Raw genomic sequence first — 21,698 nt, 5'->3', positions numbered from 1 at the left:
GACTAGGCGGATGACTGCATGAAGGCGCAAGTCCCCGCCGAAGATGAGACGTCCCCGCGCCCGGAGACTCTGCGCCGGCGCGCGGATTTCGTGCGCGCGGCGCGCGGCGCGCGCGTTGCGTTGCCTGCGTTTACGGTGCAGATGGCGCCGCGGGAGCTCACGGACTCGCATGCGCCGGCCCGTTTCGGCCTCACCGTGACGCGGAAGGTCGCGGGCGCGGTGGGTCGCAACCGCATTCGCCGCAGGCTGCGCGAGGCGCTGCGGCTCGGCGGCGCCCTTGGCGCGAAGCCCGGTCGCGATTACGTCTTCGTCGCGCGGCCCGTGTCCCTCTCCGCGCCATTCGCCGAACTGCTCGCGCAGATGACCGAAGGACTCGCCAGGTTGAACGATCGCGGCGCGGCGCGCCCGAGACGCAAACAGGAAGACAGGCTTACGCGGCCATGAGTGAAAACATCAAGAACATGATCCTCGCCGCGGCGTTGTCGCTGGTCTTCATCGGCCTGTGGGACTATTTTTACGCCTTCCCCGAGATCGACAAGCAGCGCCGGGCGCAGACGCAGCAGGAACAGCTTGCCAAGGTTCCTCAGCTTGGCGCGCCCGAGCGGGTCACAGCCGGCCAGCCGCCGGTAAAGGCCGCGCCCAAGAGCCTCGCCCAAGCGCTGGCGCTGAGCCCTCGAATCGCCATCGACACCAGATCAATCTCCGGCTCGATCGCGCTGAAAGGCGGGCGCATCGACGACGTCTCGTTGAAGAATTATCGCGAGACCGTCGATCCCTCGAGCCCGATCATCACGCTGCTCTCGCCCGAGGACGGGCCCAGCCCTTATTATGCGGAGCTCGGCTATCTGACCGCCGAAACGGAAAACGCGCCGGTTCTGCCGACCACCGAGACGCTGTGGACCACGGATGCCGACGGGCTGACGACGGCAAAGCCGGTGACGCTGACCTGGGACAATGGCCACGGCCTCGTTTTCAAGCGCGTCATCTCGGTCGACGACGAATATCTCTTCACCGTCAAGGACAGCGTCGAGAACAAGGCGGGCGCCCCCGTCACGCTTTTTAATTACGCGCGCGTGAGCCGCGTCGGCCACCCGCCATCCGCGGGCTATGCGGCGTTGCACGAAGGCTTCGTCGGCGTCGTCGGCGAGACGGGAGAGGAAGTCACCTACGACAAGATCGAGAAAGAGGACAACGCGGTCAAGACCTATAAGGGGGTCGGCGGCTGGGTTGGGCTGACGGACAAATATTGGGCTGCCGTGGTCGCTCCCGACCAGAATCTGCCCATGGAGGCGCGCTACGCCTCGATGGGCGGCGCGGTGAAAACCTATCAAGCCGATACCGTCAGCGACCAGAAGACCATCGAGCCCGGGAAAACAGCGGAGACGACGACCTATGTCTTCGCCGGCGCCAAGGTCGTCGACGTGCTCGACGCCTATAAGACGAATCCTGGCCTGAAACGCTTCGATCTTCTCATCGACTGGGGATGGTTCTACTTCATCACCCGGCCGATGTTCCGGCTGATCGACTTCCTTTACAAGCTCTTGGGGAATTTCGGCCTCGCCATTCTGGCGGTGACGGTTATCGTCAAGCTCGCCTTCCTGCCGCTCGCCAACAAAAGCTATCAGTCGATCGCCAAAATGAAGGCGATTCAGCCAAGAATCAAAGAGCTGAAGGAAAAATACGGCGACGACAAGCACAAGTTCAACATGGAGCAGATGGAGCTCTTCAAGCGGGAGAAGGTTAACCCCGCGAGCGGCTGTCTGCCGGTGATCGTGCAGATCCCGGTGTTCTTCTCGCTCTATAAGGTGCTGGTCGTCACGATCGAAATGCGTCACGCGCCGTTCTTCGGCTGGATCCGGGACCTTTCGGCGCCGGACCCGACCAATGTCTTCAACCTGTTCGGGGTGCTGCCTTTCGACCCTACGCATGTCGCGATCTTCGGCCCCTATCTGGCGCTCGGCGTCTGGCCGTTGCTGATGGGCGGCTCGATGTGGCTGCAGATGAAGATGAATCCGGAGCCTGCCGACGAGATTCAGAAGACGATGTTCGCCTGGATGCCGGTGATCTTCACATTCACCATGGGCGGCTTCGCCTCCGGCCTGCTGATCTACTGGACGTGGAACAATCTCCTGTCCATCGTCCAGCAGGGCGTCATCATGAAGCGCGCCGGCGTGAGGTTCGAGTTCTGGGACAATCTGCGCAAGACGTTCCAGAGAGCGTGACCGAATCCGACTTCACCGAACCGGGCCGGCTGCTCTTTGCCGGCCCCTGCGACTTCATTTTCGCGAGCGCCAAGGCGAGCGATCTGCCGGTCATCGGCCCGCCGGAGATCGCCTTCGCAGGGCGCTCCAACGTCGGCAAATCCTCGCTCCTCAACGCCTTGACGAACCGTAAGACGCTCGCGCGCGTCTCCAACACGCCGGGGCGGACGCAGCAGCTGAATTTCTTTGCGCTCGGCGGCGCGCCAGGCGCCGAGCGGCTGCGCCTCGTCGACATGCCCGGCTATGGCTACGCGGCCGTCGGCAAGGAGAAGGTGGCGAACTGGTCGCAGCTGATGCGCGACTATCTGAAGGGGAGAGCCAGCCTCGCCCGCGTCTTTGTGCTCGTCGACGGGCGTCGCGGCGTGAAGCCTCTCGACGAAGAGATGTTCGATCTCCTCGATCAGTCGGCCGTATCGTATCAGGTCATTCTCACCAAGCATGACGAATTGAAGATTGCCGAGCGCGACGAGGTCCTCGCCGCAACGATGAAGGCGCTGGAGAAGCGCCCCGCCGCCTTTCCTGAAGTGATTTTCACCTCGGCGCAGAGCGGCGAAGGAATTCCCGACCTTCGCGCCGCGATCGCAAAGCTCCTGGCCGAACGAAACGCTTGAAAGCGACGGCCGCGGCGGGCTAGTTGGGCGCGGAGCTCTGAAGCGCAGCGATAAAGTGGCGCCCGGTTTTTCGCCTAAACCGCGCTCTGAGCTTTCGAGATCGATCACGCTATCTGCATTTGGACGATTTTGCCCAAATGCAGCGCGATCTATGTTTTCCTCATCCTGAGGAGCGAGCGAAGCTCGCGTCTCGAAGGACGAGGAAAGCTGCGAGGCGCCTGCAAGGAACTGTCATGAACGACGCCGTCGACACTGCGCTCCAGCAAGCCCGCATTCTCATGCAGGCGCTGCCGCATATGCTGCGCTACGACGACGCCATCGTCGTGGTGAAATACGGCGGCCACGCCATGGGCGACGATCAGGTGGCGCGCGATTTCTCGCGCGACATGGTGCTGCTCGAACAGTCCGGGGTGAATCCTGTCGTCGTGCATGGCGGCGGGCCGCAGATCGGCGCGATGCTGAAGCGGCTCGGCGTCGAGTCGCGCTTCGCCGATGGCCTGCGCATCACCGACGAAGAGACGATGGACGTTGTCGAAATGGTGCTCGCCGGCTCCATCAACAAGCAGATCGTCGGCTACATCAATTCGGAAGGCGGACGCGCCATCGGGCTGACCGGCAAGGACGGACGCATGGTCACCGCCAAAAAGATCGAACGCCCCGACGGCGTCGACCTCGGCTTTGTGGGCGAACCCGACAAGGTCGACACGACCGTGCTCGATCAGGTGCTGGGACGCGAACTCATTCCGGTGCTGGCGCCCGTCGCCGAAGGTCCGCGCGGCGAAAGCTATAACGTCAACGCCGACACCTTCGCCGGCGCGATCGCCGGCGCGCTTCACGCCAAGCGCCTCATCTTCCTCACCGACGTGCCGGGCGTGCTCGACAAGGACAAGCAGATCATCCAAGAGCTGAAGGTCGGCGATATTCCCGGCCTCATCGCCGAGGGCGTGATCACCGGCGGCATGATTCCAAAGGTCGAGACCTGCATGTACGCGATCGAGCGCGGCGTCGAGGGCGTCGTCATTCTCGACGGGAAACTGCCGCACGCCGTGCTGATCGAATTGCTCACTGATCACGGCGCCGGCACGCTGATCACGCGGTGACGGGCGTTGGTTTCCACGTCATGGCCGGCCGTGCGCCGGCCATCCACGCCGAAGAGCCGCGTAATCGCTATGCATGATCCAGCGTGATGCTCCGGCCGGCTCGCAATGTCCCGGCATGGATGCCCGCGACAAGCGCGGGCATGACGGTGTGAGACAGCGGGCGCATATGAACCTCTTCATCCTCACCGGCGCGGGCGTCTCCGCCGAAAGCGGCCTCGGCGTCTTTCGCGGGCCGGGCGCGGCGCTGTGGAAGCGCTACGATCCAATGCAGCTCGCGACGCCCGAGGCCTTCGCCCGTGATCCGGCGCTGGTGCATGCGTTTTACAATGCGCGGCGGCGCAATCTGCTCGCCGCTTCGCCCAACGGCGCCCATGCCGCGCTGGCGCGGCTCGAAGTCGGACTCGCCCAGCATGGCGGCGCATTGACTCTTGTAACGCAGAATATCGACGATCTGCATGAGCGCGCCGGTTCGACGCGCGTCATTCACATGCACGGCGAATTGCTCAAAGCGCGCTGCGCCTCATGCGGCGCGGTGAGCGATTGCCGCGAAGACCTTTCGACCGATTCACGTTGCGGATGCGACGGCGCGTTGCGGCCGCATGTCGTTTGGTTCGGCGAGACGCCGCTCTATATTGAAGAGATCTATGCGGCGCTGGAAGCGGCGGATCTCTTCGTCGCCATCGGCACATCGGGCGCGGTCTATCCGGCGGCGGACTTTGTGCGCGCGGCGCGCGCCTGTGGTCTGCGCTGCTGCGAGCTCAATCTTGAACCGTCTGAAAATGCCGGCCAATTCGACGACAGGCGCTATGGCCGCGCGAGCGAGATCGTGCCGTCATGGGCTGAGGAGATACTAGCGCGATGAATCAGTGTCATTCCCGAGGCGCGAAGCGCGATCGGGTATCCAGGGCAACCACAACGATCGCTCGCCTTGCTCTGGATTCCCGCTTTCGCGGGAATGACATGCGGCGACCGATGCGATGACCAAACTCTTGCCCATTAGATCGCGCTTTGCAGAGATCGACACCTGGGTGTTCGATCTCGACAATACGCTCTATCCGCAGACCGCCGACCTCTGGCCCAAGATCGACGCCCGCATCACGCTGTTCATGATGCGGCTGTTCGGCCTCGACGCCATTTCGCTGCGCGCGTTGCAGAAACACTATTATCGCCAATATGGCACGACGCTGCGCGGGCTGATGACCGAACATGGGATCGACGCCGAGGCCTATCTGGCCTTTGTGCATGACATCGATCGCTCGTCGCTCGCGCATAATCACTCTCTGGCGGAGGCGATCGCCGCGCTGCCCGGACGCAAGCTCATCCTCACCAATGGCTCGCGCCATCATGCGGTCGAAACCGCGAAGCAGCTCGGCATCGACCATGTTTTTGAGGATATTTTCGACATCATCGCCGCGGAGTTCATCGCCAAGCCGGATGAGGGCGCCTATATGCGCTTTTTCGAGAAGCTGAAGATCGAACCCAAGCGCGCCGCGATCTTCGAGGACATCGACCGCAATCTCGTCGTGCCGCACGCGCGCGGCATGGCGACGGTGCTGGTGCTGCCGGCCCACGACGAGGGCCCCGAGCGCGAAGCCTGGGAAATCTCCACCGGCGACGAACCGCATGTGGATTTCGTGACCGACGATTTGGTGGCCTTTTTGGAGGGGTTAATTGGAGCTTAGGCCGTAAACGGCTCCATCAACATCAAATCGGTGCCTTGCGGCCTGGCGCCGGCGGCGGTCAGCATCGCATGAATCTGGCCCCGGTGATGGGTCTGGTGATTGAAGATGTGGCTGACGACAAACCACTTCGGCTTAACGACATCCGACTGCATGAGGCCTGAACGCCAGATGAGATCGCCGGCGAGCCAGTCGTCGGTGACGGCGTCGGCCCAAACGATCAGCCGTTCGTCGCAGGCGAGGCGGTCCTGTTTCAAGCTGTTCCAATCGTCGCGATACGAGGCCGATTCGCTCAGCGGCGTGGAAGGCCTCGGAGCGTCGGAAATGCGGCTCAGCCACATATGGTCCGCCCAGAGAAGATGGTTGAAGGTCGCATGAATTGATTTGAAGAAAGCGCCGCGATCCTTGCGCCGGTCGTCATCCGACAAACTATCGGCGGCGGCGTAAAGGCTGGCGTTTTGCCAGCGATTGTAACGCGCCATGGTTTTTACAAATGTCGAACGGGTCATGTGATTGTCTTGCCTCCTGGAAGCCTATCGCAGCAACGCCCGCGCCTTCGCCAAGGCCTGCGTCACGTCCGCCTTCGTCGCCGCGCCTTTCTTCCTCGCCTTACGCGCGCGCCAGTCGAGGCTCTTCACCTGATCGGCGAGCGCGGCCGAGGGCTTCGCGTCCGCGAGCGGGACTTCAAATGGATAGCTTTTCGCCGCAGCGCTTGCCAATGGTTTCCGCGTCATGGCCGGGCTTGTCCCGGCCATCCACGCCAGGACGTTGCGCCAAGGCCGCGGGACTTGCCTCACGGCGACGCGTGGATGCCCGGCATAAGGCCGGGCATGACGCTGAAAGTGCGCGCCATGCTTGTCTTCATTGCGCCGGGTCGTCGTCATAGCACATCGCCCCTTGTTGAACTCCCCTCGCCATAGCCTTACAACCGCGCCAGCCTTCACCGCATCATTTTCGGGATTTTCATGCCGCACACGGGACTTGAGACGCTCATCAGCGCCGCTTTCGAGGATCGCGCCAATATCACCGCCGAGACGCAGGGCGACATCCGCCGCGCCGTCGATGGCGCGCTGCGTCTGCTCGACGCCGGCAAGCTGCGCGTCGCCGAAAAGATCGAAGGCCAGGAAGGTCCCGAGAGCTGGCAGGTCAATCAGTGGCTGAAAAAGGCCGTGCTGCTGTCGTTCCGCTTGAATGACATGGCGGTGATCGCGGGCGGGCCGGGCGGCGCGACCTGGTGGGACAAGGTCCCCTCGAAATTCGTCGGCTGGGGCTCGGGCGAGCATACCGCGGCGGGCTTTCGCTCGGTGCCGGGCGCGATCGTGCGCCATTCGGCTTATGTGGCGCCCGGCGCGATTCTGATGCCGTCCTTCGTCAATCTCGGCGCTTATGTCGACAGCGGCACGATGGTCGACACCTGGGTCACCGTCGGTTCCTGCGCGCAGATCGGCAAGAATGTTCACTTGTCTGGCGGCGTCGGCATCGGCGGCGTGCTGGAGCCCTTGCAGGCCAATCCCACCATCATCGAGGACGACTGCTTTATCGGCGCGCGCTCCGAGGTCGTCGAAGGCGTCGTCGTCGGCAAGGGTTCGGTGCTGTCGATGGGCGTCTTCATCGGCGCCTCGACCAAGATCGTCGATCGCGCCACCGGCAAGATCCACATGGGCTATGTGCCGCCCTATTCGGTGGTCGTATCGGGGAGCCTGCCCGGCAAGCCCTTGCCGGACGGAACGCTCGGCCCGTCGCTCTATTGCGCGGTGATCGTCAAGACGGTCGATGCGCAGACGCGCAGCAAGACGGGCATCAACGAGCTGCTGAGGGATTGATGGACGCCGAGCGCCTGCGTTTTCTCTTCCAGACCGAACAGGGCCGCATTGATCGCGCGACCTGGCGGCGCGGCGCGGGCGCGCTTGTCGCGGTTCTTCTGCCGCTGACGCTGATCTGGTTCGCGCTTGCGCCCTATTCGGCGCATGATTTGGCGACGACGCCCTTCTTCGCGCCGATGACGATTCTCGCTTACGTCTATGTCATCTTTTACGCCTTCGCCGTGATGCTGATCGTCGTGAGCTTCATCAATCTTTCGGCCAAGCGCTGTCGCGACCGCGGCCTTACGCCGCCGCTCGGCCTCGCGAGCCTCGCGCCGCTTCTGGCGCTGCTCGCAGGCGCCGCGCATTTTCTGCAGCCGCGCGTCGCCGAAGTCATGTCGCGCTGGTATGTCTGGGGCGTCGACGCGCTCTTCGTCGCCGCCGCTCTGTGGACCATCTATGAATTGGGTTGGCGGGAGGAGTCGCGCTGATAATGCGCTTCACCGCCGCCTGAACCGCTCGAACTGACAAAGCGAATTGACGATGTCGGAGTCCCGCGCTGTCGCGCTTACCCGCGAACTCATCCGCTGTCCGTCCGTGACGCCAGCCGACGCCGGCGCGCTCGACGTCGTCGAGACGGCGCTGAAAGCGGTCGGCTTCGAGACGCATCGAATCGTGTTCTCCGCGCCGGGCACGCCCGACATCGACAATCTCTTCGCCAAGATCGGCGCAGGCGCGCCGCGCCTCGCCTTCGCTGGGCACACCGACGTCGTGCCGCCGGGCGATCCCGCGCGCTGGCGCTTCGAGCCCTTCGCGGCGGAAGTCTCGGACGGCCGCGTCTATGGCCGCGGCGCCTCGGACATGAAGGGCGCCATCGCCGCATTCGCCGCCGCCGCGATCGCCTATGGCGAGCTTCATGGCGCGCCGCAGGGAACGCTCTCGCTGCTCATCACCGGCGATGAGGAAGGCGTATCGATCAACGGGACGGTGAAGCTGCTTGAATGGGCGGCGGCGCGCGGCGAGCGCTTCGATCACTGCATCGTCGGCGAGCCGAGCAATGCGTCGACGCTCGGCGATATGATCAAGATCGGCCGGCGCGGTTCGCTCAGCGGACGCATTCGCGTCATCGGCAAGCAGGGCCATGTCGCCTATCCGCAGCGCGCCGAAAACCCCGCGCCGATCATCGCGCGCATCGTCGCTGCGCTCTCAGGGCACGAGCTCGACAAGGGCACGACGCATTTCGAGCGCTCCAATCTCGAATTTTCCACGATCGACATCGGCAATCCTGCGGTCAATGTCATCCCCGGCGAAGCGCGCGCGCAGTTCAATGTCCGCTTCAATGACGTTTGGACGCATGATTCGTTGAAAGAGCGCATTCTGCAGGTGATCAGGGAAGCGGCGCCGAACGCGAATGTCGAGGTGGAATTTCCGCCCTCGAACGCCCACTCCTTCATCACCAAGCCCGGCGCCTTCACCGAACTCGTGGTTGAAGCGGTGCGGCAGGTGACGGGCCTGACGCCGGAACTTTCAACGACCGGCGGCACGTCGGACGCGCGCTTCATCGTCAATTATTGTCCGGTGCTGGAGTTCGGCCTGACGAATGAGACGATTCACGCGGTCGACGAGAACGCCCGCGTCGCCGACATCGACGGGCTCTGCGCCGTCTATGCGCGAATCATCGAGCGCTATTTCGAGGGCGCATCCGCTCGATGAAGGCGGCCCAAACCGGGTTGGGCGTCCATATTCTGTCGAGGTCGGCGCGGGCGCGCGTCTCTTCCATGCCTGCGCTGATCCGATAAAGATAAAGGAAGGCCGAGACCCGGTAGTTCGCGATGCAGTGGACATGCGTCGCAGCTTCGCTGGCGCCTTCAAAAGCCGCGCAGAAGCGATCGAAGTCCGCTGGCGTGGGACTTTGAAAGTCGACCGGAATATGCGTGTAGCGCAGGCCCAGCGCCGCCAGAATCTCCGCCTCGTTCTTTAGCGCCTTCTCACTGGTCGCGGGAGCGAGATTGATGATTTCGCGCACGCCAAGCGCGGCGATCTCATCGAACTGCGCTTGCGTCGGCTGACCGGACGTCGTGGTCCGCTCATCGAGACGCAGCCAATTGTAGATGTCGACGGGATCGGCCATGGCCTCTGTCATCAGGACTCCGAACTCGGATTAATTTCAGCTCACTTTCAGCCGTCGTGGCCGGGCTTGTCCCGGCCATCTACGCCGGGACATCGCGAAATGCTTCGCGCAGAGAAGCCATGTCCGGCTAATGTCTTCACATTTGCCGCGCTTCGTCGCGTGGATGGCCGCGACAAGCGCGGCCATGACGCGGCGAGATGGTTCCTCGTTAACCTGGATTCGGGTGCCTGCCTATCTCACGCGCTGCGTTTCCCGAGACGGCGAGGCCTCGTCACCCCCGCGCGGCGAGCGGCACGACATTATGCAGCTGCGCATCCGCCGTCTCGAAGAAGCGCCGCAGATTACGCGCCGCCTGACGAATCCGCTGCTCGTTCTCGACCAGCGCGAGGCGCACGAACCCCTCGCCATGTTCGCCGAAGCCCTCGCCCGGCGCGACGGCGACGTCGGCCTTCTCGATCAAGAGCTTCGAAAATTCGAGCGTCGAGATGTTGCGGAAGCGCTCGGGCGCCGGCGCCCAGGCGAACATCGAGGCGCGCGGCGCCGGGATCGGCCAGCCCGCCTGCGCGAAGCTCTCGACCATCACGTCGCGCCGCCGCTTGTAGATCGCGCGCATCTCCTTGACGCAGTCGTCGGAGCCGTTGAGCGCCGCGACCGCCGCGACCTGCACCGGCGTGAAGGCGCCGTAGTCGAGGTAGCTTTTCACCCGCGCCAGCGCCGAGAGCAGCCGCTCATTGCCGACGGCGAAGCCGATGCGCCAGCCGGCCATCGAGAAGGTCTTCGACATTGAGGTGAATTCGACCGTCACATCCATCGCGCCCGGCACCTGCAGCATCGAGGGCGGCGGATTGTCGTCGAAATAGACTTCGGCGTAGGCGAGATCGGAGAGCACGAAGATCTCATGCTTCTTCGCGAAGGCGACGAGATCCTTGTAGAAGTCGAGCGAGGCCACTTCCGCCGTCGGATTGGACGGATAGCAGACGACGACCGCGATCGGCTTGGGGATCGAGTGGATAATGGCGCGCTCCAGCGCCACGAAATAGTCGGGCGTCGGCGCCGAGGGCACGGAGCGGATGACGCCGCCCGCCATCAGAAAGCCGAAGGCGTGGATCGGGTAGGAGGGGTTTGGCACCAGCACCACGTCGCCCGGCGCGGTGATCGCCTGCGCCATATTGGCGAAGCCCTCCTTGGAGCCGAGCGTCGCGACGACCTGGGATTCGGGGTCGAGCGTCACGCCAAAGCGGCGCGCGTAATAGCCGGCCTGGGCGCGGCGCAGCCCGGCGATGCCCTTGCTGGCCGAATAGCGGTCGGTGCGCGGCTTGCCGGCGGTCTCGACGAGCTTCTCGATGACATGCTTGGGGGCGGGCAGGTCGGGATTGCCCATGCCGAGGTCGATGATGTCGGCGCCGCCGGCGCGGGCGCGCGCCTTGAGGCGGTTCACCTGCTCGAAAACATAAGGGGGCAGACGCTTGATGCGATAGAAATCCGACATTCTGTGTTTGTTCCGAAGGCGCGAAGCAGGAACTCTAGCCCATTTTGCAGGCGCAAGGGAGGGGTTCGTTTGGGGCGAACCGAGGTCGTCGTCGCGCGATGCCGTGAAGTCTTCACATCCATGAGGGTGGGAGACTTTGCTTCGATCATCGACGGGTAGGACGGAGGCCTTGCCCCCTGCAAAGCAGGCTCTAACTCCATGTTACGCCTCATTCAACGAGGGGCGTATGTCATGGAGGGTACGATGATCTCTGCCAAGGAACACATGACAATGGCGGCTGTCGGCGCGATCGTCGGCGCCGCAATTGGCGCTGGACTAGGCGGCGCGCTTTTTGGCCTGCCGGGGGTCCTCGCCACGGCGGTGCTGGCGGGAATTGGCGGCGCCTTCATCGGATCGTTTCTGTGATCGAGAGGCGACGCCATCGAGACAATTAAGCGCCGCGCGATCTTCGAGCGCGGCGCTTTGGTAAAGGCCAGCGCGGATCACTCCGTGGTGACGATGACGAAATCCTTGCCGGAGCGGCTGTCGGGCGACAGCGGCGCGTCGGTCAGCACCATGGTCATGCCGGGATGCATGCGCGCCTGCATGGCCGCGTTGAAGGACGGGTCGGCGCGAAGCCGCTGGATCACATCCTGGTCCGGCGCGAGCGCCGCATCCTCATGATGATGCGTGATCGCGCTCCAATGCATGCCGCGCGAATTCTGGTCGGCGCCGTTCAGCACGAACACATGCGAGCCGAGCTTGTCGGCGCCCTCTAAGCCAAGGACGGATTTCGCCACCACATGGTCGTTTTCGATCAGCTCGATCACATGATCGGCGGATGAGGCGACGACGCTGGTGACGGGGAAATTCTCGGCTTCCGTCCAGTCGGAGGGATGCTTCTTGCCCTCAAGGCCGGAGAGCACCTGCTCGAACTCCTGTTCGGCATAGCCGCTCAGCACCATGCCCGGATGGGTCAGCTCCCAGGGGTCGGTATGGGCGCCGGCGATAATGACCGGCGTGCCGATATGGGTGACGCCAAACAGCAATTCGGAGAATTTCGCCGGCAGCCGCACGCAGCCATGCGAGGCCGGATAGCCGGGCAGATTGCCGGCGTGCAGCGCGACGCCCGACCAGGTGAGGCGGTTCATATTCGGCATCGGCGCGTCGTCGTACAGCGACGAGTGATGATTCCGGTCTTTCTCCAGCACGACGAAGACGCCGGTCGGCGTCGAATGTCCGGGCTTGCCGGTCGAACAGGTGGAGGCGGCGATGCGGATGCCGTTGCGATAGACATGCACGCGCTGCTGGGGAAGCGACACGACGACGGAGACGGGTCCCTTCAAGGCGAGTTCGGGGCGCCAGATGAACTCGCCCGGCTTGAGCCGGCCGATCTCCGCCATCTTCTCGTCGCCGAACGCGCGGCGCCCGGTGATGACGGCGCTCGCCAGAAGCATCGCGCCTAAAAATCCACGGCGGTTCGCTGCAATGATGGTCATGACATGCCCCCCGAAACATGGCCCCCAAGGTCCACGCGTAACGAACCGCGGGTAGCATGAACAGCTAGGTTAACAAAGTGCGGCGGGGCACAGCCGATGCGACCGAGGCGACTGGAAGGACGGTCTGCAGCGGGGAAGCGTCGCACGTTGCAAACCTCTCCTCGTAAGCGAGCGAAGCGAGGGCGAGGGGCGGGGGCATGTGGCGCAATGTGGCGAAGGCGCCGGGTCCGCTGCTGCAATCGGCCTTCCGCGACGACCCCCAAGCCCCTCACCTCACCTCTCCCCGCCAGCGGGGAGAGGGGGCGGCGGGCCGAGCGGGTCGAGACGAACGGAGCGGATGATCGCGAATTTCTTTTGGTCGAATCTCTTTGCGCTTCCGAGTCGATTCCGGCGCGGGCGCAAACCTCTCCCCGCCTGCGGGGAGAGGTCGAGCGAAGCGAGGGTGAGGGGCAGGGGCATGTGGCGCAATGTGGCGAAGGCCCCGAGTCCGCTGCTGCAATCCGCCTTCCGCGACGACCCCCAAGCCCCTCACCTCACCTCTCCCCGCCAGCGGGGAGAGGGGGCGGCGGGCCGAGCGGGTCGAGACGAACGGTGCGGATGATCGCGAATTTCTTTTGGTGGAATCTCTTTGCGCTTCCGAGTTGATTCCGGCGCGGGCGCAAACCTCTCCCCGCGCGCGGGGAGAGGTCGAGCGAAGCGAGGGTGAGGGGCCGGGGCATGTAGCGCAATGTGGCGAAGGCCCCGAATCCGCCATGTGGCGGTGAGGCGGCAGACGAACACTCCGAAAGTCGTCGTGCTCAGTGCGGAAACGTCAGAGGCGAATAATACAGTGATGATCGGCGTCGGCCCGAACCGCGCGCCTTGGCGCTGTCCTCGTCAAACGCGGCGTCGTCGCCGAAATCATGTCGCTGACGGATGAACGGAAGCTGTGAGATTTTGATGACCGACGGGCAAAAAAGGTCGAGCCCTTGCCCGCTGCAAAGCTGGCTCTAACTCCATGTCAGGCCTCTGTTCAATGAGAGGCGTAGGTCATGGAGGAGACGATGATATCTGCCAAGGAACACATGACAATGGCGGCTGTCGGCGCGATCGTCGGCGCGGCGATCGGCGCTGGACTAGGTGGCGCGCTCTTCGGGCTGCCGGGGATTCTCGCCACGGCTGTGCTCGCGGGAATCGGCGGCGCCTTCATCGGATCGTTTTTGTAATCGAGAGGCGGTGCCGTTACTGTCGTGAGACCATAAGCGCCGCGCTAAGTTTTGAGCGCGGCGCTAGGGCGACGTTCACCAATCTGCTGGATCAATTTTCATCCGGCGCCGCATCCTCGCGACGATGCGTATTGCGCTCCCAAATATCCCACGCAGATTTTGATCGCTGCCGCCTGCGCGGTCCTGTGAAGTCAGCTCGTTATGCACGTGCTTGTCACTAGGACTGGCGTAGTGCAATGTTTGCGAAAGTCGCGTTATATTGGTCGTGAAACAATTTTGGGAGATGCTTGACCTCTTCTGGGTAGCGATGATTGCAGTATGCGTCAAAGCCCCATCGCCGGAATTCACGGTCTTGAACCTTTCCCATCACCACTGATTGGATGCCGGCGATGTTTATTACGCCTGCCAACTTCTCGAATTCATCCACAGACATAATAAGATAGGGCATTTCGTCTAGCCACGCGATCGGCAGTCTCGCTGCTTCCATGCTAGTTCGGACTGCCTCATTTAGTCTGTCGGGCATTTCAAGTCCGAAGAAATACCAATCCTCCAACGTCACGACTGCCGGATAGATGCGTCGGGCTTCGACAAATGGAAGGTGCGGATAGAGGCCAGCGCGGTAATCCTTAATCGTCTTGTAGACTTGAACGACCGCGCCAGCGAGTTTGCGAATGTCCTGATCAAAATTGGACAGGTCGGCTACGCCCGCCTTTGATGCCCATGTCAGTCGTTTCGTCTTGCACTCCACAAACAAAGCAGCTTCATTGCGCTCCTGCATAATCCAGTCTACTGAATCCTTACGGCGCAGGCCCACACGATATTCCCTTTCCGGAAGAGCAGCGATATCGGGATTGGTGATACGCTGGCCTATGACCTCTCCCACGTACTGCTGGAACGACGTCCCAAACGCGGTTGGGAAACCAGGAACATCTTTCAACGTGTAATAAAGACCTGTCGTGATTCGCCAGAAAAGCAACGTTGGAATTGGGCAGGCGACTTCATCGTGGCCCTGATATGAAATTTGGATTAAGGGAAATTCGCGAAGAGATGAGTAGCGATAGAAAAATCCTTCATCTAAGGCATGTTCTGCACGAAGCCGGTCAGCTAGCCGTCTACGGTTCAGCGAGGTAAACGCGAGAAAGCACTCAATGTGCTCCTGAGATATTCCAGCAATCTGGATATTCGGTCGCCGCGCAACCCTTGGGTTTTCAGAGAACATACCAAGGTAGCACAGCCCTATAAGATAGATTTGATCGAGGCTAAGCCCGGTTACGTATCGAGTGTGCGCCCTAATGTCCGGCGTATTGAATAATTTATAATATCGGATAACTGGCTTCCAATTGAGGCGATGCTGCTGCCAAACGAATTGCCGGTGGGCAATACGCATCAACTCAAGATGGATGCGTTCACCACCAACAAATCGCGCATATATTTCGTCCTCTAAATCCCGCAAGGCGTTGGCAATTGATGCTACGTTATTCCATTGCCGCAACGACCGGCCCCGTCGCGATTGTTCATCCGCATGACGGATGACTTCGCGTGCAATCACTTCAAGTGTCCACTCTGGAAGGAAGGCTTGAGGTGGGACTGAGTTCAGGAATTCGGGAGAGACTTGGATGTCGTTTGGAATGTTGAATTTGTTGAGCTGGAGATATTGGCAATAGGCCCAAATGACATAAAGGCTGTCGCGATGGCCTAACTCACGTATTCTGGACCGAACTGAAAAATAAAGTTCTTCTAGGGACAATTTTCGTTACCCAGCGTTTGGCGATTTCCAGTTAACGAGGATTAGGGGCGGAAGGTAACGCACAGGCTGCAGACCTCAGCCGATAGACTTAAATGCGTATAGGTAGCACGGTTCGACCGTTTTCGGGAGGAGAGGGTCGATGTCTCTCTCTCCCTCATGCTGAGGAGCGCCGCCGATCTCGGCGTGCCCGAGATCGGCAGCGTGTCTCGAAGCGCGAGGGCGAGGTCCCGAGGGCGGCGCATGAAGGTTTCCTCGTCCTTCGAGACGCCCGCTGCGCGGGCTCCTCAGGATGAGGAAACCTTCGCACAATCCAGTCCGCGAATTAGCTTCGGCCACTTCTCCCGCGAATTAGCAAGACGCGCGTCGAGAATGACATGCCGGCAAATTCAGCCGGATTTGATTTAGGCCAGACGAGACGTGACGTCAGGGCGCGCCAGTCATACCTACCCCACCTCGCTCGCCCAGCGCTCCGAGCGAAACGCCCGAGCGATCGCCTCGGCGCGGGCGCTCTGGCGCGCCTCTAGGTCGTTCTCCGCAATTTCGGCGCGGGCCTTGAGCGCGATCTTCAGCAGCGCCGCCTTGGGGTAAGGCTGGCCCTCGCGGCCGGAATGAGCGCAAAAAATCGGGCGCAAAAATCGGGCGCAAAAATCGCTGGCGCAGACGTTCATCCGCTCGCGAAACCGCTGCGCCGCGCCTCATATTGTCATGAAACACTGCGGCCGATGGCTTATCTCGGCCGCAGCTTCTTTGCTACGCTCTATTCAACGATTCCTCGTGCGCGGCCGAACGGCACTGCGCAGGAACAACCTGTTCCGAGCCATCCGGGCTCGCGGAGCAAGCAAGTTTTCACGTCGGTCGCGCAATAATATCCTTCGCTCGCGACAGGTGTGGAAGCAGCTGCGCCGTAATAGCCGTACCCCGATGGATAGGCGGAGCCGTAATAGCCGTAGCTATAGGGGCGTGTCGCCGCCGCGCCGAGCGCCATGCCGTAGTAGCCGGGCCCCAAACCCCGACCACAGCGGCCCCATGCGGAAGCTGGGCTCGAAATTGACAGCAGAGGGATTGCGATCGTGGCGGCGAGCGCCGCAGTCATTATCTTGCGTGAGGTCGTCATTGGCGGAACTCCTGGGCCAGGCTCAGCCAGGCCCTTGTTGGACACAACCCCAACACCCATCCCTATAACGCCAGCCCCGCTTTGCTTGTTCCCGCCCATGAAGGCGCGGAACGCAACGGCGGGAGGCGAGTTGGACGCCAACGCTTGCGCCAACCTCATTCAAAAATCGGCGTGAAGCCCAGTCCGCAAGCGAAGCCCAGTCCGCAAGCAATGTCCGCTCTTGGCGCTGCTGAGAAAACTACGCCACTTCGTTCGACCAGCGCTCCGAGCGAAACGCCCGCGCGATCGCTTCGGCGCGGGCGCTTTGGCGCGCCTCCGGGGAGTCGCTCTCCGTAACGTCGGCGCAGGCCTTGAGCGCGATCTCCAGCAGCGCCGCCTTCGGGTAAGGCTTTCCCTCGCGGCCGGCATGGGCGCAAAAATCGCTGGCGCAGACGATCATCAGCTCCTGAAATCGCTCCGGCGCGTCGAACGCCCCGAGCCGTTCGAGCATCAAGGCGACGGGGCCGGCGCGCATTTTCGAGACGCGATGCACGCGTTCGCATTCGGCGAGCGCCAGCAGCGCGAGCGCCTTACATTCCGCCGGCGGACGAAAGCGCGCGCAGATCTCCTCGATGCGCGGGCGCCCGCGCTCGACATGTCGGTAATGCACGGGAAGATGTTCGCGCGGCGAATCCGACTTGCCGACATTCATCACGAGCAGCGCGAAACGCGCGGGCAAGGATGCGCCGCGTTTGGCCGCCGCATCGAGCGATCGCATCAGATGTTCGCCGAGATCGACCTCATCCTCGCCATCGGAAATCTGCGGCACGCCAAAGAGCGCCGCGACTTCGGGGAGGATTTCGACAAGCGCGCCGCAGCCGCGCAGCGTCTTGATCAGTTTCGACGGCGCCGGGCTCATCAGCCCGCGAACCAGCTCCGGCCATATCCGCGCGGGGTCGGCGTCGACGAGATGGCCGGCCTCGACCTGTTCGAACAACAGATCGAGCGTTTCCTCGTCCGGGTCGTCCTCGGCTTCGGCGAGCAACGCCGCCATGCGCAGGATAGCGAGGCCGGGGTCGGTTTGTCCGTAGTCGAACAGGGAGTTGGGTCCAAAGGCCATGGCGAAGCGACCATCAAGGAGATTGGGTCGACATGCAAAGCTCTTGCCGCGCGCGTCGGACTCGCGGGGGCCGCTAGCGGGCCGGCCTGGCTGGCGCGTCGGGCGCGGCGACGCGGCCCGCCCGGCGCCGGGTTTCGGCCGCCGCCGCTTCAAGCTCCGCGCTCATGGCGCGCAGATGGGCCGCCGACTTGCGCTTTGGGTCTTTGACCAGCGTCGGGTCGAAGGCGCGATACTGCAACTGCTCGGACCGCGAGTCGCGCACGAAATCCTGCGCCGGCGGCGGCGGGGTGCGCAAACCGGTCGCATCGAAGAGCCGCCCGATGAAGGCGCCGCCGCTCGACGGCGCGTCCTGCGCGAGAGCGGCGCCGGCGGCGAGACCGGCGATGAGAGCGATGGCGAGGCGCACGAACATCATCGTTCGAGCAGGCCATAAAAATGCGGCGCGAGTAGGTCTGAGCAGCATTGTGATCGGGAGCGCTCTACGCGATCTGCGCGTAGACCGCGTCGATCTTCGCGCCGCGGTTGAGGCCCCGGTGGATCGAAATCTCGAGCCCTTCTTGGCGCGCCTGCGCGCCGTGGCGCCCGAGCAGGCGGCGCGCCGCCGCGTCGCTCTCGACGAAGGCGAAGCCGGTCGGACCCCATGACGTCTGGCCGCCGCCGGTCGCGCCGTCGGCGAGCAGCCGCGCGACGATCGCCTCGACCTTGCCGCTGGTGAACCGGCGCCCGCCCTGCGCCGGGGCGAAATGATCGCCGACGATCTCCTGAATGCGGGTCACCGCGGCGCCGAAGGGCGCAAGCTCGCGTTCGGCGAGCGCCGGCAGGATCTGCATCAGCACCAGCCGGCAGACTTCGCCGCTTGTTTCGGCGCCGAAAAGCGGCAGTTCCGCGAAGGCGTCGCGCTCGTCCGCGCCATGCAGGCCGACATCGCCCGGATCGCAGACCAGCAGCACGCGCCACGCGTCGGGAAATTCGGCGCGGGCGACGACCGGCGGCGTCGTCGTCTGCGGGCCGCGTCCGCCGTCGACCACGACGCCGCCCAGCTGAAACAGGCCGGCGCCGAGCCCAGAGCGCGCGCCGCGCGCCATCAGCGCCGCGTCGGCGGCCGGGTCATTCGGCAGATCCTCGAGGCGGCGCAGCGCCGCGCTCACCGCGAGCGCCAGCTGGGTGCCGGAGCCAAAGCCCGCATGGGCGGGAATCGCTTCCTCCAGCGTCAGCCTGTGGCGCTGCGTCAGGCCAAGCGCCTCCTGCGCGCGCTCCAGAAGCGCGGCGGCGCGTTCGGCTTCGGGGCCCTCGACGCAGTTTTTGTCGGCGCGGGTCAGGGTCAGCCGGGTCGCCGGCGCGTCGAGCGCGAGGCCGACGCCGCCGAACTTGCGCCCAAGGCCGCCGTTCATATCGAGGAAACCCAGATGCAGCCGGGCGCTCGCCGCGACGTTTACCTTTGCCGGCATGCCGCCTCTTTTGGTCCAACTGAAGACTTCGGGTCGGTTTAGGCTATAACGCGTCTCAACGAAAGAATGTTGCGGCGCATGGCGGCGTTGGCGCGCCGCGCAAGAGGGGAGCCTCAGATGGCGAAGGAAGAGCGCGCGTATTCCGAAGAGGAGATCGCGGCGCGGCTGAAGTGCGAACTGCCGCACTGGCGCTACGAGAACGGCTGGATCAGGCGCAAGTTCAAGACGCATAGCTGGAAGGGCACGCTGATGGTCGTCAATACGGTCGGCCATCTCGCCGAGGCCGCCTGGCATCATCCCGATATCGCCGCCTCTTACGCATGGGTCGAGGTGAAGCTCATGACCCATACGGCGAAGGGAATCACCGACAAGGATTTCGAACTCGCCAAGAAGATCGAGGAGGTCGTCTCCTGGCGCCCGAGCAAGGCCGGCGGCGCGCTCGAAGGCACGCCCGAGACCGACCAGCGCTTCGCCTATGTGAAATACGACGACTGACGGGACACGCGCTTGGCTTTCGACGTCCAGGCGATCGCGGCAGCGCGCGATCGCTTTCTTTCGCTGATCGGAACGCGCCCCGTGATCATGGGGATCGTCAATGTCACGCCCGATTCCTTCTCGGACGGCGGGCTGTTCGCGACGCGTGACGCCGCGCTGGCGCAGGCGCGGACGCTCGTCAGCACTGGCGCCGACATCGTCGACGTCGGCGCCGAGTCGACGCGCCCCGGCCACACGCCGCTCACCGCGGAGGAGGAGTGGACGCGGCTGGAGCCGTTACTCGCCGCGCTGGTGGCGCAGGCGGGCGCGCCGGTGTCGATCGACACCTACAAAGCCGAGACGGCGCGGCGCGCGCTTGGCGAAGGCGTCTGTCTCGTCAATGACGTCTGGGGCTTGCAGCGCGATCCTTCGATGGCGCCAACGATCGCGCAAGCCGGCGCCGCCGTCGTGATCATGCATAATCGCGAGACGACGGAGCCACAGATCGACATCGTCGCCGACATGAAGCGGTTCTTCGCCCGCTCGCTCGAGATTGCCCGGCGCGCCGGCGTGCCGGAGCGGCATATTCTGCTCGATCCGGGGATCGGCTTTGGCAAGAGCCGCGAGCAGAATTATGACGCGCTGCGCGCGACGCCGGAGCTGTTGGCGCTCGGCTTTCCGCTGCTCATCGGCGTCTCGCGCAAATCGATCTTTAAGGGCCTGGGCGACGGCGTTCTCGAGGGACGGCTCGTCGGCACGCTGGCCGCCAATCTTTTCGCCGCGCGCGACGGCGCGCAGGTCTTTCGCGTGCATGACGCCGCGGAGCATCGCGCGGCTTTCGAAGTCATGCGCATTCTCGCCGCGCGCCCGGGAGGTTGAGACGATGCGGGTCGGATTTGGGCTTGGCAGCAATCTCGGCGACAAGCCGGCCAATATTCGCGAGGCGCTGCGGCTGATTGAGGCGCGTCAGCTGGCGCGGCTCGATCGGGTCTCGCGACTCTACCGCACGCCGCCCTGGGGGGATCTCGACCAGGGGGATTTCGCCAACGCCTGCGCCATCGGCGACACCGCGCTCGCGCCCTATGAGCTGCTCGCCGCGGTCAAGAAGATCGAGGCGGACATGGGCCGCGCGCCGACGCGGCGCTGGGGGCCGCGGCTGATCGACGTCGATATTCTTTTCCTCGGCGACCACGCAATCGACGATCCGGAGCTGACCCTGCCGCACAAGGAGCTATTCCGGCGCGGTTTCGTTCTTGCGCCGCTCGCCGAAATCGCCCCTGAACTCGAACTGGACGGCGTCACCATGCGCGAGGCGCTGGCCGGCGCTGACGCGAGCGGCGTGCGTCCATGGTCGGACGAATAGCCGCCCACCCCTGATGGTTGCCTATCTTTGCGGCGCAGCATTCGCTGCCGCTCTGGCGCCGAACGCAGATTTCGTAATCTAAAATAATTAGATATAACAATGCTATAAATAGAATTGTGCGTCGCGCCATGGTCCCGCTAGAAGCGCACCAAGGGTGGGAAATTAACCATCCACTAGGGTTGCATTAGCTATTCGATAGATTGTTTTCCTCTATACTAACGGGTATTGTGATTATTGGGGGTTATTGGAATGTTGCGGCACGCTGAGCTGGGTCTACGGTCTGCTCTTTCAAGGGGGCGGATTGGGGATTTTGGCTTAGGCGGCGACGTCGGTTTTCGTCCGATAACAACAAGCAGCCGGGTTCCGGGTTTTGGATGATGTGCTCGCCTATGGGCGGGGATTTTTTCTGAATGTTCGGGAAGGCTGCGGCAGACAAGGGCGGTTTTGCGTGTTTTTGAAGAAGACGCGCTTTCGCTTTGCTTTACGAAACGAGGACGAAGCGGCTCCGTTGTGGGAGGCGGAGCGATACCGGTCACGCGCAATTCCCTGGGAGCACATTGGAGGAGAAGGGTATGAGCTCAACGACTGACACAGCAGCCCGCGCTGCTGCTGGCACGGAAGCTGTAGTAGACCTGAAGGGCATGTGGATCGGCTTGGCCGTTCTGAACGGGTTCTATCTGGTCGTTCGCATTTACGA

The 21,698-nt window shown here is 63.3% G+C and carries 25 protein-coding genes; 14 read left to right on the top strand and 11 right to left on the bottom strand.

Features of this window, described 5'->3' with window-relative positions:
- Positions 1 to 18 precede the first annotated feature (18 nt).
- The 6 genes from rnpA (at position 19) to IYW40_RS13130 (ending at position 5,654) form a co-directional block, all read left to right on the top strand.
- Positions 19 to 444 (top strand): ribonuclease P protein component, encoded by a 426-nt coding sequence (rnpA, locus tag IYW40_RS13155; RefSeq protein ID WP_196400830.1) that lies wholly within the window; start codon positions 19 to 21, stop codon positions 442 to 444.
- The gene (gene yidC / locus IYW40_RS13150; protein WP_196400829.1) at positions 441 to 2,222 is read left to right on the top strand and encodes a membrane protein insertase YidC; all 1,782 of its coding nucleotides are present in this window, start codon (positions 441 to 443) and stop codon (positions 2,220 to 2,222) included. The genes rnpA and yidC overlap by 4 nt, the downstream gene beginning before the upstream one ends.
- Positions 2,219 to 2,872, top strand: a complete 654-nt coding sequence (yihA, locus tag IYW40_RS13145; protein WP_196400828.1) for a ribosome biogenesis GTP-binding protein YihA/YsxC — start codon at positions 2,219 to 2,221, stop codon at positions 2,870 to 2,872. The genes yidC and yihA overlap by 4 nt, the downstream gene beginning before the upstream one ends.
- Before the next feature lie 233 nt (positions 2,873 to 3,105).
- A complete protein-coding gene (argB, locus tag IYW40_RS13140) occupies positions 3,106 to 3,972 on the top strand; it encodes an acetylglutamate kinase (RefSeq protein ID WP_196400827.1) in 867 nt (288 codons plus the stop codon).
- A 166-nt stretch (positions 3,973 to 4,138) separates the two neighbouring features.
- Positions 4,139 to 4,834 (top strand): NAD-dependent deacylase, encoded by a 696-nt coding sequence (locus tag IYW40_RS13135; RefSeq protein WP_196400826.1) that lies wholly within the window; start codon positions 4,139 to 4,141, stop codon positions 4,832 to 4,834.
- A 115-nt stretch (positions 4,835 to 4,949) separates the two neighbouring features.
- Complete coding sequence (locus IYW40_RS13130; RefSeq protein WP_196400825.1) at positions 4,950 to 5,654, top strand: pyrimidine 5'-nucleotidase; 705 nt, start codon at positions 4,950 to 4,952, stop codon at positions 5,652 to 5,654.
- Here IYW40_RS13130 and IYW40_RS13125 read toward each other — a convergent pair.
- A complete protein-coding gene (locus IYW40_RS13125) occupies positions 5,651 to 6,160 on the bottom strand; it encodes a DinB family protein (protein WP_196400824.1) in 510 nt (169 codons plus the stop codon). The two genes, IYW40_RS13130 and IYW40_RS13125, sit on opposite strands and share 4 nt — an antisense overlap.
- Before the next feature lie 24 nt (positions 6,161 to 6,184).
- Positions 6,185 to 6,385, bottom strand: a complete 201-nt coding sequence (locus IYW40_RS13120; protein ID WP_196400823.1) for a type II toxin-antitoxin system PemK/MazF family toxin — start codon at positions 6,383 to 6,385, stop codon at positions 6,185 to 6,187.
- Positions 6,386 to 6,616: 231 nt separating this feature from the next.
- Here IYW40_RS13120 and dapD point away from each other — a divergent pair, with 231 nt between their 5' ends.
- Genes dapD through dapE form a run of 3 tightly spaced genes read left to right on the top strand, consistent with a single transcriptional unit; the run spans position 6,617 to position 9,166 of the window.
- Positions 6,617 to 7,474, top strand: coding sequence for a 2,3,4,5-tetrahydropyridine-2,6-dicarboxylate N-succinyltransferase (gene dapD, locus IYW40_RS13115; RefSeq protein ID WP_196400822.1), 858 nt, complete (start codon positions 6,617 to 6,619; stop codon positions 7,472 to 7,474).
- Positions 7,474 to 7,944, top strand: a complete 471-nt coding sequence (locus IYW40_RS13110; protein WP_196400821.1) for a hypothetical protein — start codon at positions 7,474 to 7,476, stop codon at positions 7,942 to 7,944. Before dapD ends, IYW40_RS13110 begins: the two co-directional genes overlap by 1 nt.
- A 52-nt stretch (positions 7,945 to 7,996) precedes the next feature.
- Positions 7,997 to 9,166 (top strand): succinyl-diaminopimelate desuccinylase, encoded by a 1,170-nt coding sequence (gene dapE / locus IYW40_RS13105; protein WP_196400820.1) that lies wholly within the window; start codon positions 7,997 to 7,999, stop codon positions 9,164 to 9,166.
- On the opposite strand, the gene IYW40_RS13100 is transcribed toward dapE, so the two are convergent.
- Positions 9,129 to 9,596, bottom strand: a complete 468-nt coding sequence (locus IYW40_RS13100; protein ID WP_196400819.1) for a protein tyrosine phosphatase family protein — start codon at positions 9,594 to 9,596, stop codon at positions 9,129 to 9,131. The genes dapE and IYW40_RS13100 overlap by 38 nt on opposite strands.
- Positions 9,597 to 9,855: 259 nt before the next feature.
- The gene (locus IYW40_RS13095; protein ID WP_196400818.1) at positions 9,856 to 11,073 is read right to left on the bottom strand and encodes an LL-diaminopimelate aminotransferase; all 1,218 of its coding nucleotides are present in this window, start codon (positions 11,071 to 11,073) and stop codon (positions 9,856 to 9,858) included.
- A gap of 243 nt (positions 11,074 to 11,316) precedes the next feature.
- Here IYW40_RS13095 and IYW40_RS13090 point away from each other — a divergent pair, with 243 nt between their 5' ends.
- Positions 11,317 to 11,478, top strand: a complete 162-nt coding sequence (locus tag IYW40_RS13090; RefSeq protein ID WP_158273629.1) for a hypothetical protein — start codon at positions 11,317 to 11,319, stop codon at positions 11,476 to 11,478.
- A gap of 77 nt (positions 11,479 to 11,555) precedes the next feature.
- Here the strand turns inward: IYW40_RS13090 and IYW40_RS13085 are convergent, their stop codons facing one another.
- The gene (locus IYW40_RS13085; protein ID WP_196400817.1) at positions 11,556 to 12,551 is read right to left on the bottom strand and encodes a L,D-transpeptidase; all 996 of its coding nucleotides are present in this window, start codon (positions 12,549 to 12,551) and stop codon (positions 11,556 to 11,558) included.
- A gap of 1,070 nt (positions 12,552 to 13,621) precedes the next feature.
- Between IYW40_RS13085 and IYW40_RS22140 the strand changes: the two genes are divergently transcribed.
- Positions 13,622 to 13,756: a hypothetical protein gene (locus IYW40_RS22140; RefSeq protein WP_281432881.1), complete on the top strand. Its 135-nt coding sequence runs from the start codon at positions 13,622 to 13,624 to the stop codon at positions 13,754 to 13,756.
- Positions 13,757 to 13,973: 217 nt separating this feature from the next.
- Here the strand turns inward: IYW40_RS22140 and IYW40_RS13080 are convergent, their stop codons facing one another.
- The 6 genes from IYW40_RS13080 to IYW40_RS13055 all read right to left on the bottom strand — a co-directional run bounded on the left by IYW40_RS13080 (position 13,974) and on the right by IYW40_RS13055 (position 19,164).
- Positions 13,974 to 15,503, bottom strand: a complete 1,530-nt coding sequence (locus tag IYW40_RS13080; RefSeq protein WP_196400816.1) for a hypothetical protein — start codon at positions 15,501 to 15,503, stop codon at positions 13,974 to 13,976.
- Positions 15,504 to 15,946: 443 nt separating this feature from the next.
- Entirely contained in the window at positions 15,947 to 16,171 is a 225-nt protein-coding gene (locus tag IYW40_RS13075; RefSeq protein ID WP_246720785.1) for a hypothetical protein, read from the bottom strand.
- Between the two features lie 89 nt (positions 16,172 to 16,260).
- Positions 16,261 to 16,617 carry a hypothetical protein gene (locus IYW40_RS13070; protein ID WP_196401075.1) on the bottom strand — a complete coding sequence of 119 codons (357 nt, stop codon included), beginning with the start codon at positions 16,615 to 16,617 and terminating at the stop codon, positions 16,261 to 16,263.
- A 238-nt stretch (positions 16,618 to 16,855) separates the two neighbouring features.
- The gene (locus IYW40_RS13065; RefSeq protein ID WP_246720784.1) at positions 16,856 to 17,716 is read right to left on the bottom strand and encodes a tRNA nucleotidyltransferase; all 861 of its coding nucleotides are present in this window, start codon (positions 17,714 to 17,716) and stop codon (positions 16,856 to 16,858) included.
- Between the two features lie 73 nt (positions 17,717 to 17,789).
- Positions 17,790 to 18,131, bottom strand: coding sequence for a hypothetical protein (locus IYW40_RS13060; protein WP_196400815.1), 342 nt, complete (start codon positions 18,129 to 18,131; stop codon positions 17,790 to 17,792).
- Positions 18,132 to 18,195: 64 nt separating this feature from the next.
- The gene (locus tag IYW40_RS13055; RefSeq protein ID WP_196400814.1) at positions 18,196 to 19,164 is read right to left on the bottom strand and encodes a beta-ribofuranosylaminobenzene 5'-phosphate synthase family protein; all 969 of its coding nucleotides are present in this window, start codon (positions 19,162 to 19,164) and stop codon (positions 18,196 to 18,198) included.
- 117 nt (positions 19,165 to 19,281) lie between these two features.
- Between IYW40_RS13055 and IYW40_RS13050 the strand changes: the two genes are divergently transcribed.
- From IYW40_RS13050 to folK, 3 genes are read left to right on the top strand one after another with little or no spacing between them, the layout of a single operon-like run.
- Complete coding sequence (locus IYW40_RS13050) at positions 19,282 to 19,659, top strand: 4a-hydroxytetrahydrobiopterin dehydratase (RefSeq protein WP_196400813.1); 378 nt, start codon at positions 19,282 to 19,284, stop codon at positions 19,657 to 19,659.
- 12 nt (positions 19,660 to 19,671) lie between these two features.
- Positions 19,672 to 20,517, top strand: a complete 846-nt coding sequence (folP, locus tag IYW40_RS13045; protein ID WP_196400812.1) for a dihydropteroate synthase — start codon at positions 19,672 to 19,674, stop codon at positions 20,515 to 20,517.
- 4 nt (positions 20,518 to 20,521) lie between these two features.
- The gene (folK, locus tag IYW40_RS13040) at positions 20,522 to 21,001 is read left to right on the top strand and encodes a 2-amino-4-hydroxy-6-hydroxymethyldihydropteridine diphosphokinase (RefSeq protein WP_196400811.1); all 480 of its coding nucleotides are present in this window, start codon (positions 20,522 to 20,524) and stop codon (positions 20,999 to 21,001) included.
- The last annotated feature ends 697 nt before the right edge of the window (positions 21,002 to 21,698 follow it).

The organism is Methylocystis sp. H4A (assembly GCF_015709545.1).
Taxonomy (GTDB): domain Bacteria; phylum Pseudomonadota; class Alphaproteobacteria; order Rhizobiales; family Beijerinckiaceae; genus Methylocystis; species Methylocystis silviterrae.
This window is presented reverse-complemented; position numbering and strand designations above follow the sequence as displayed.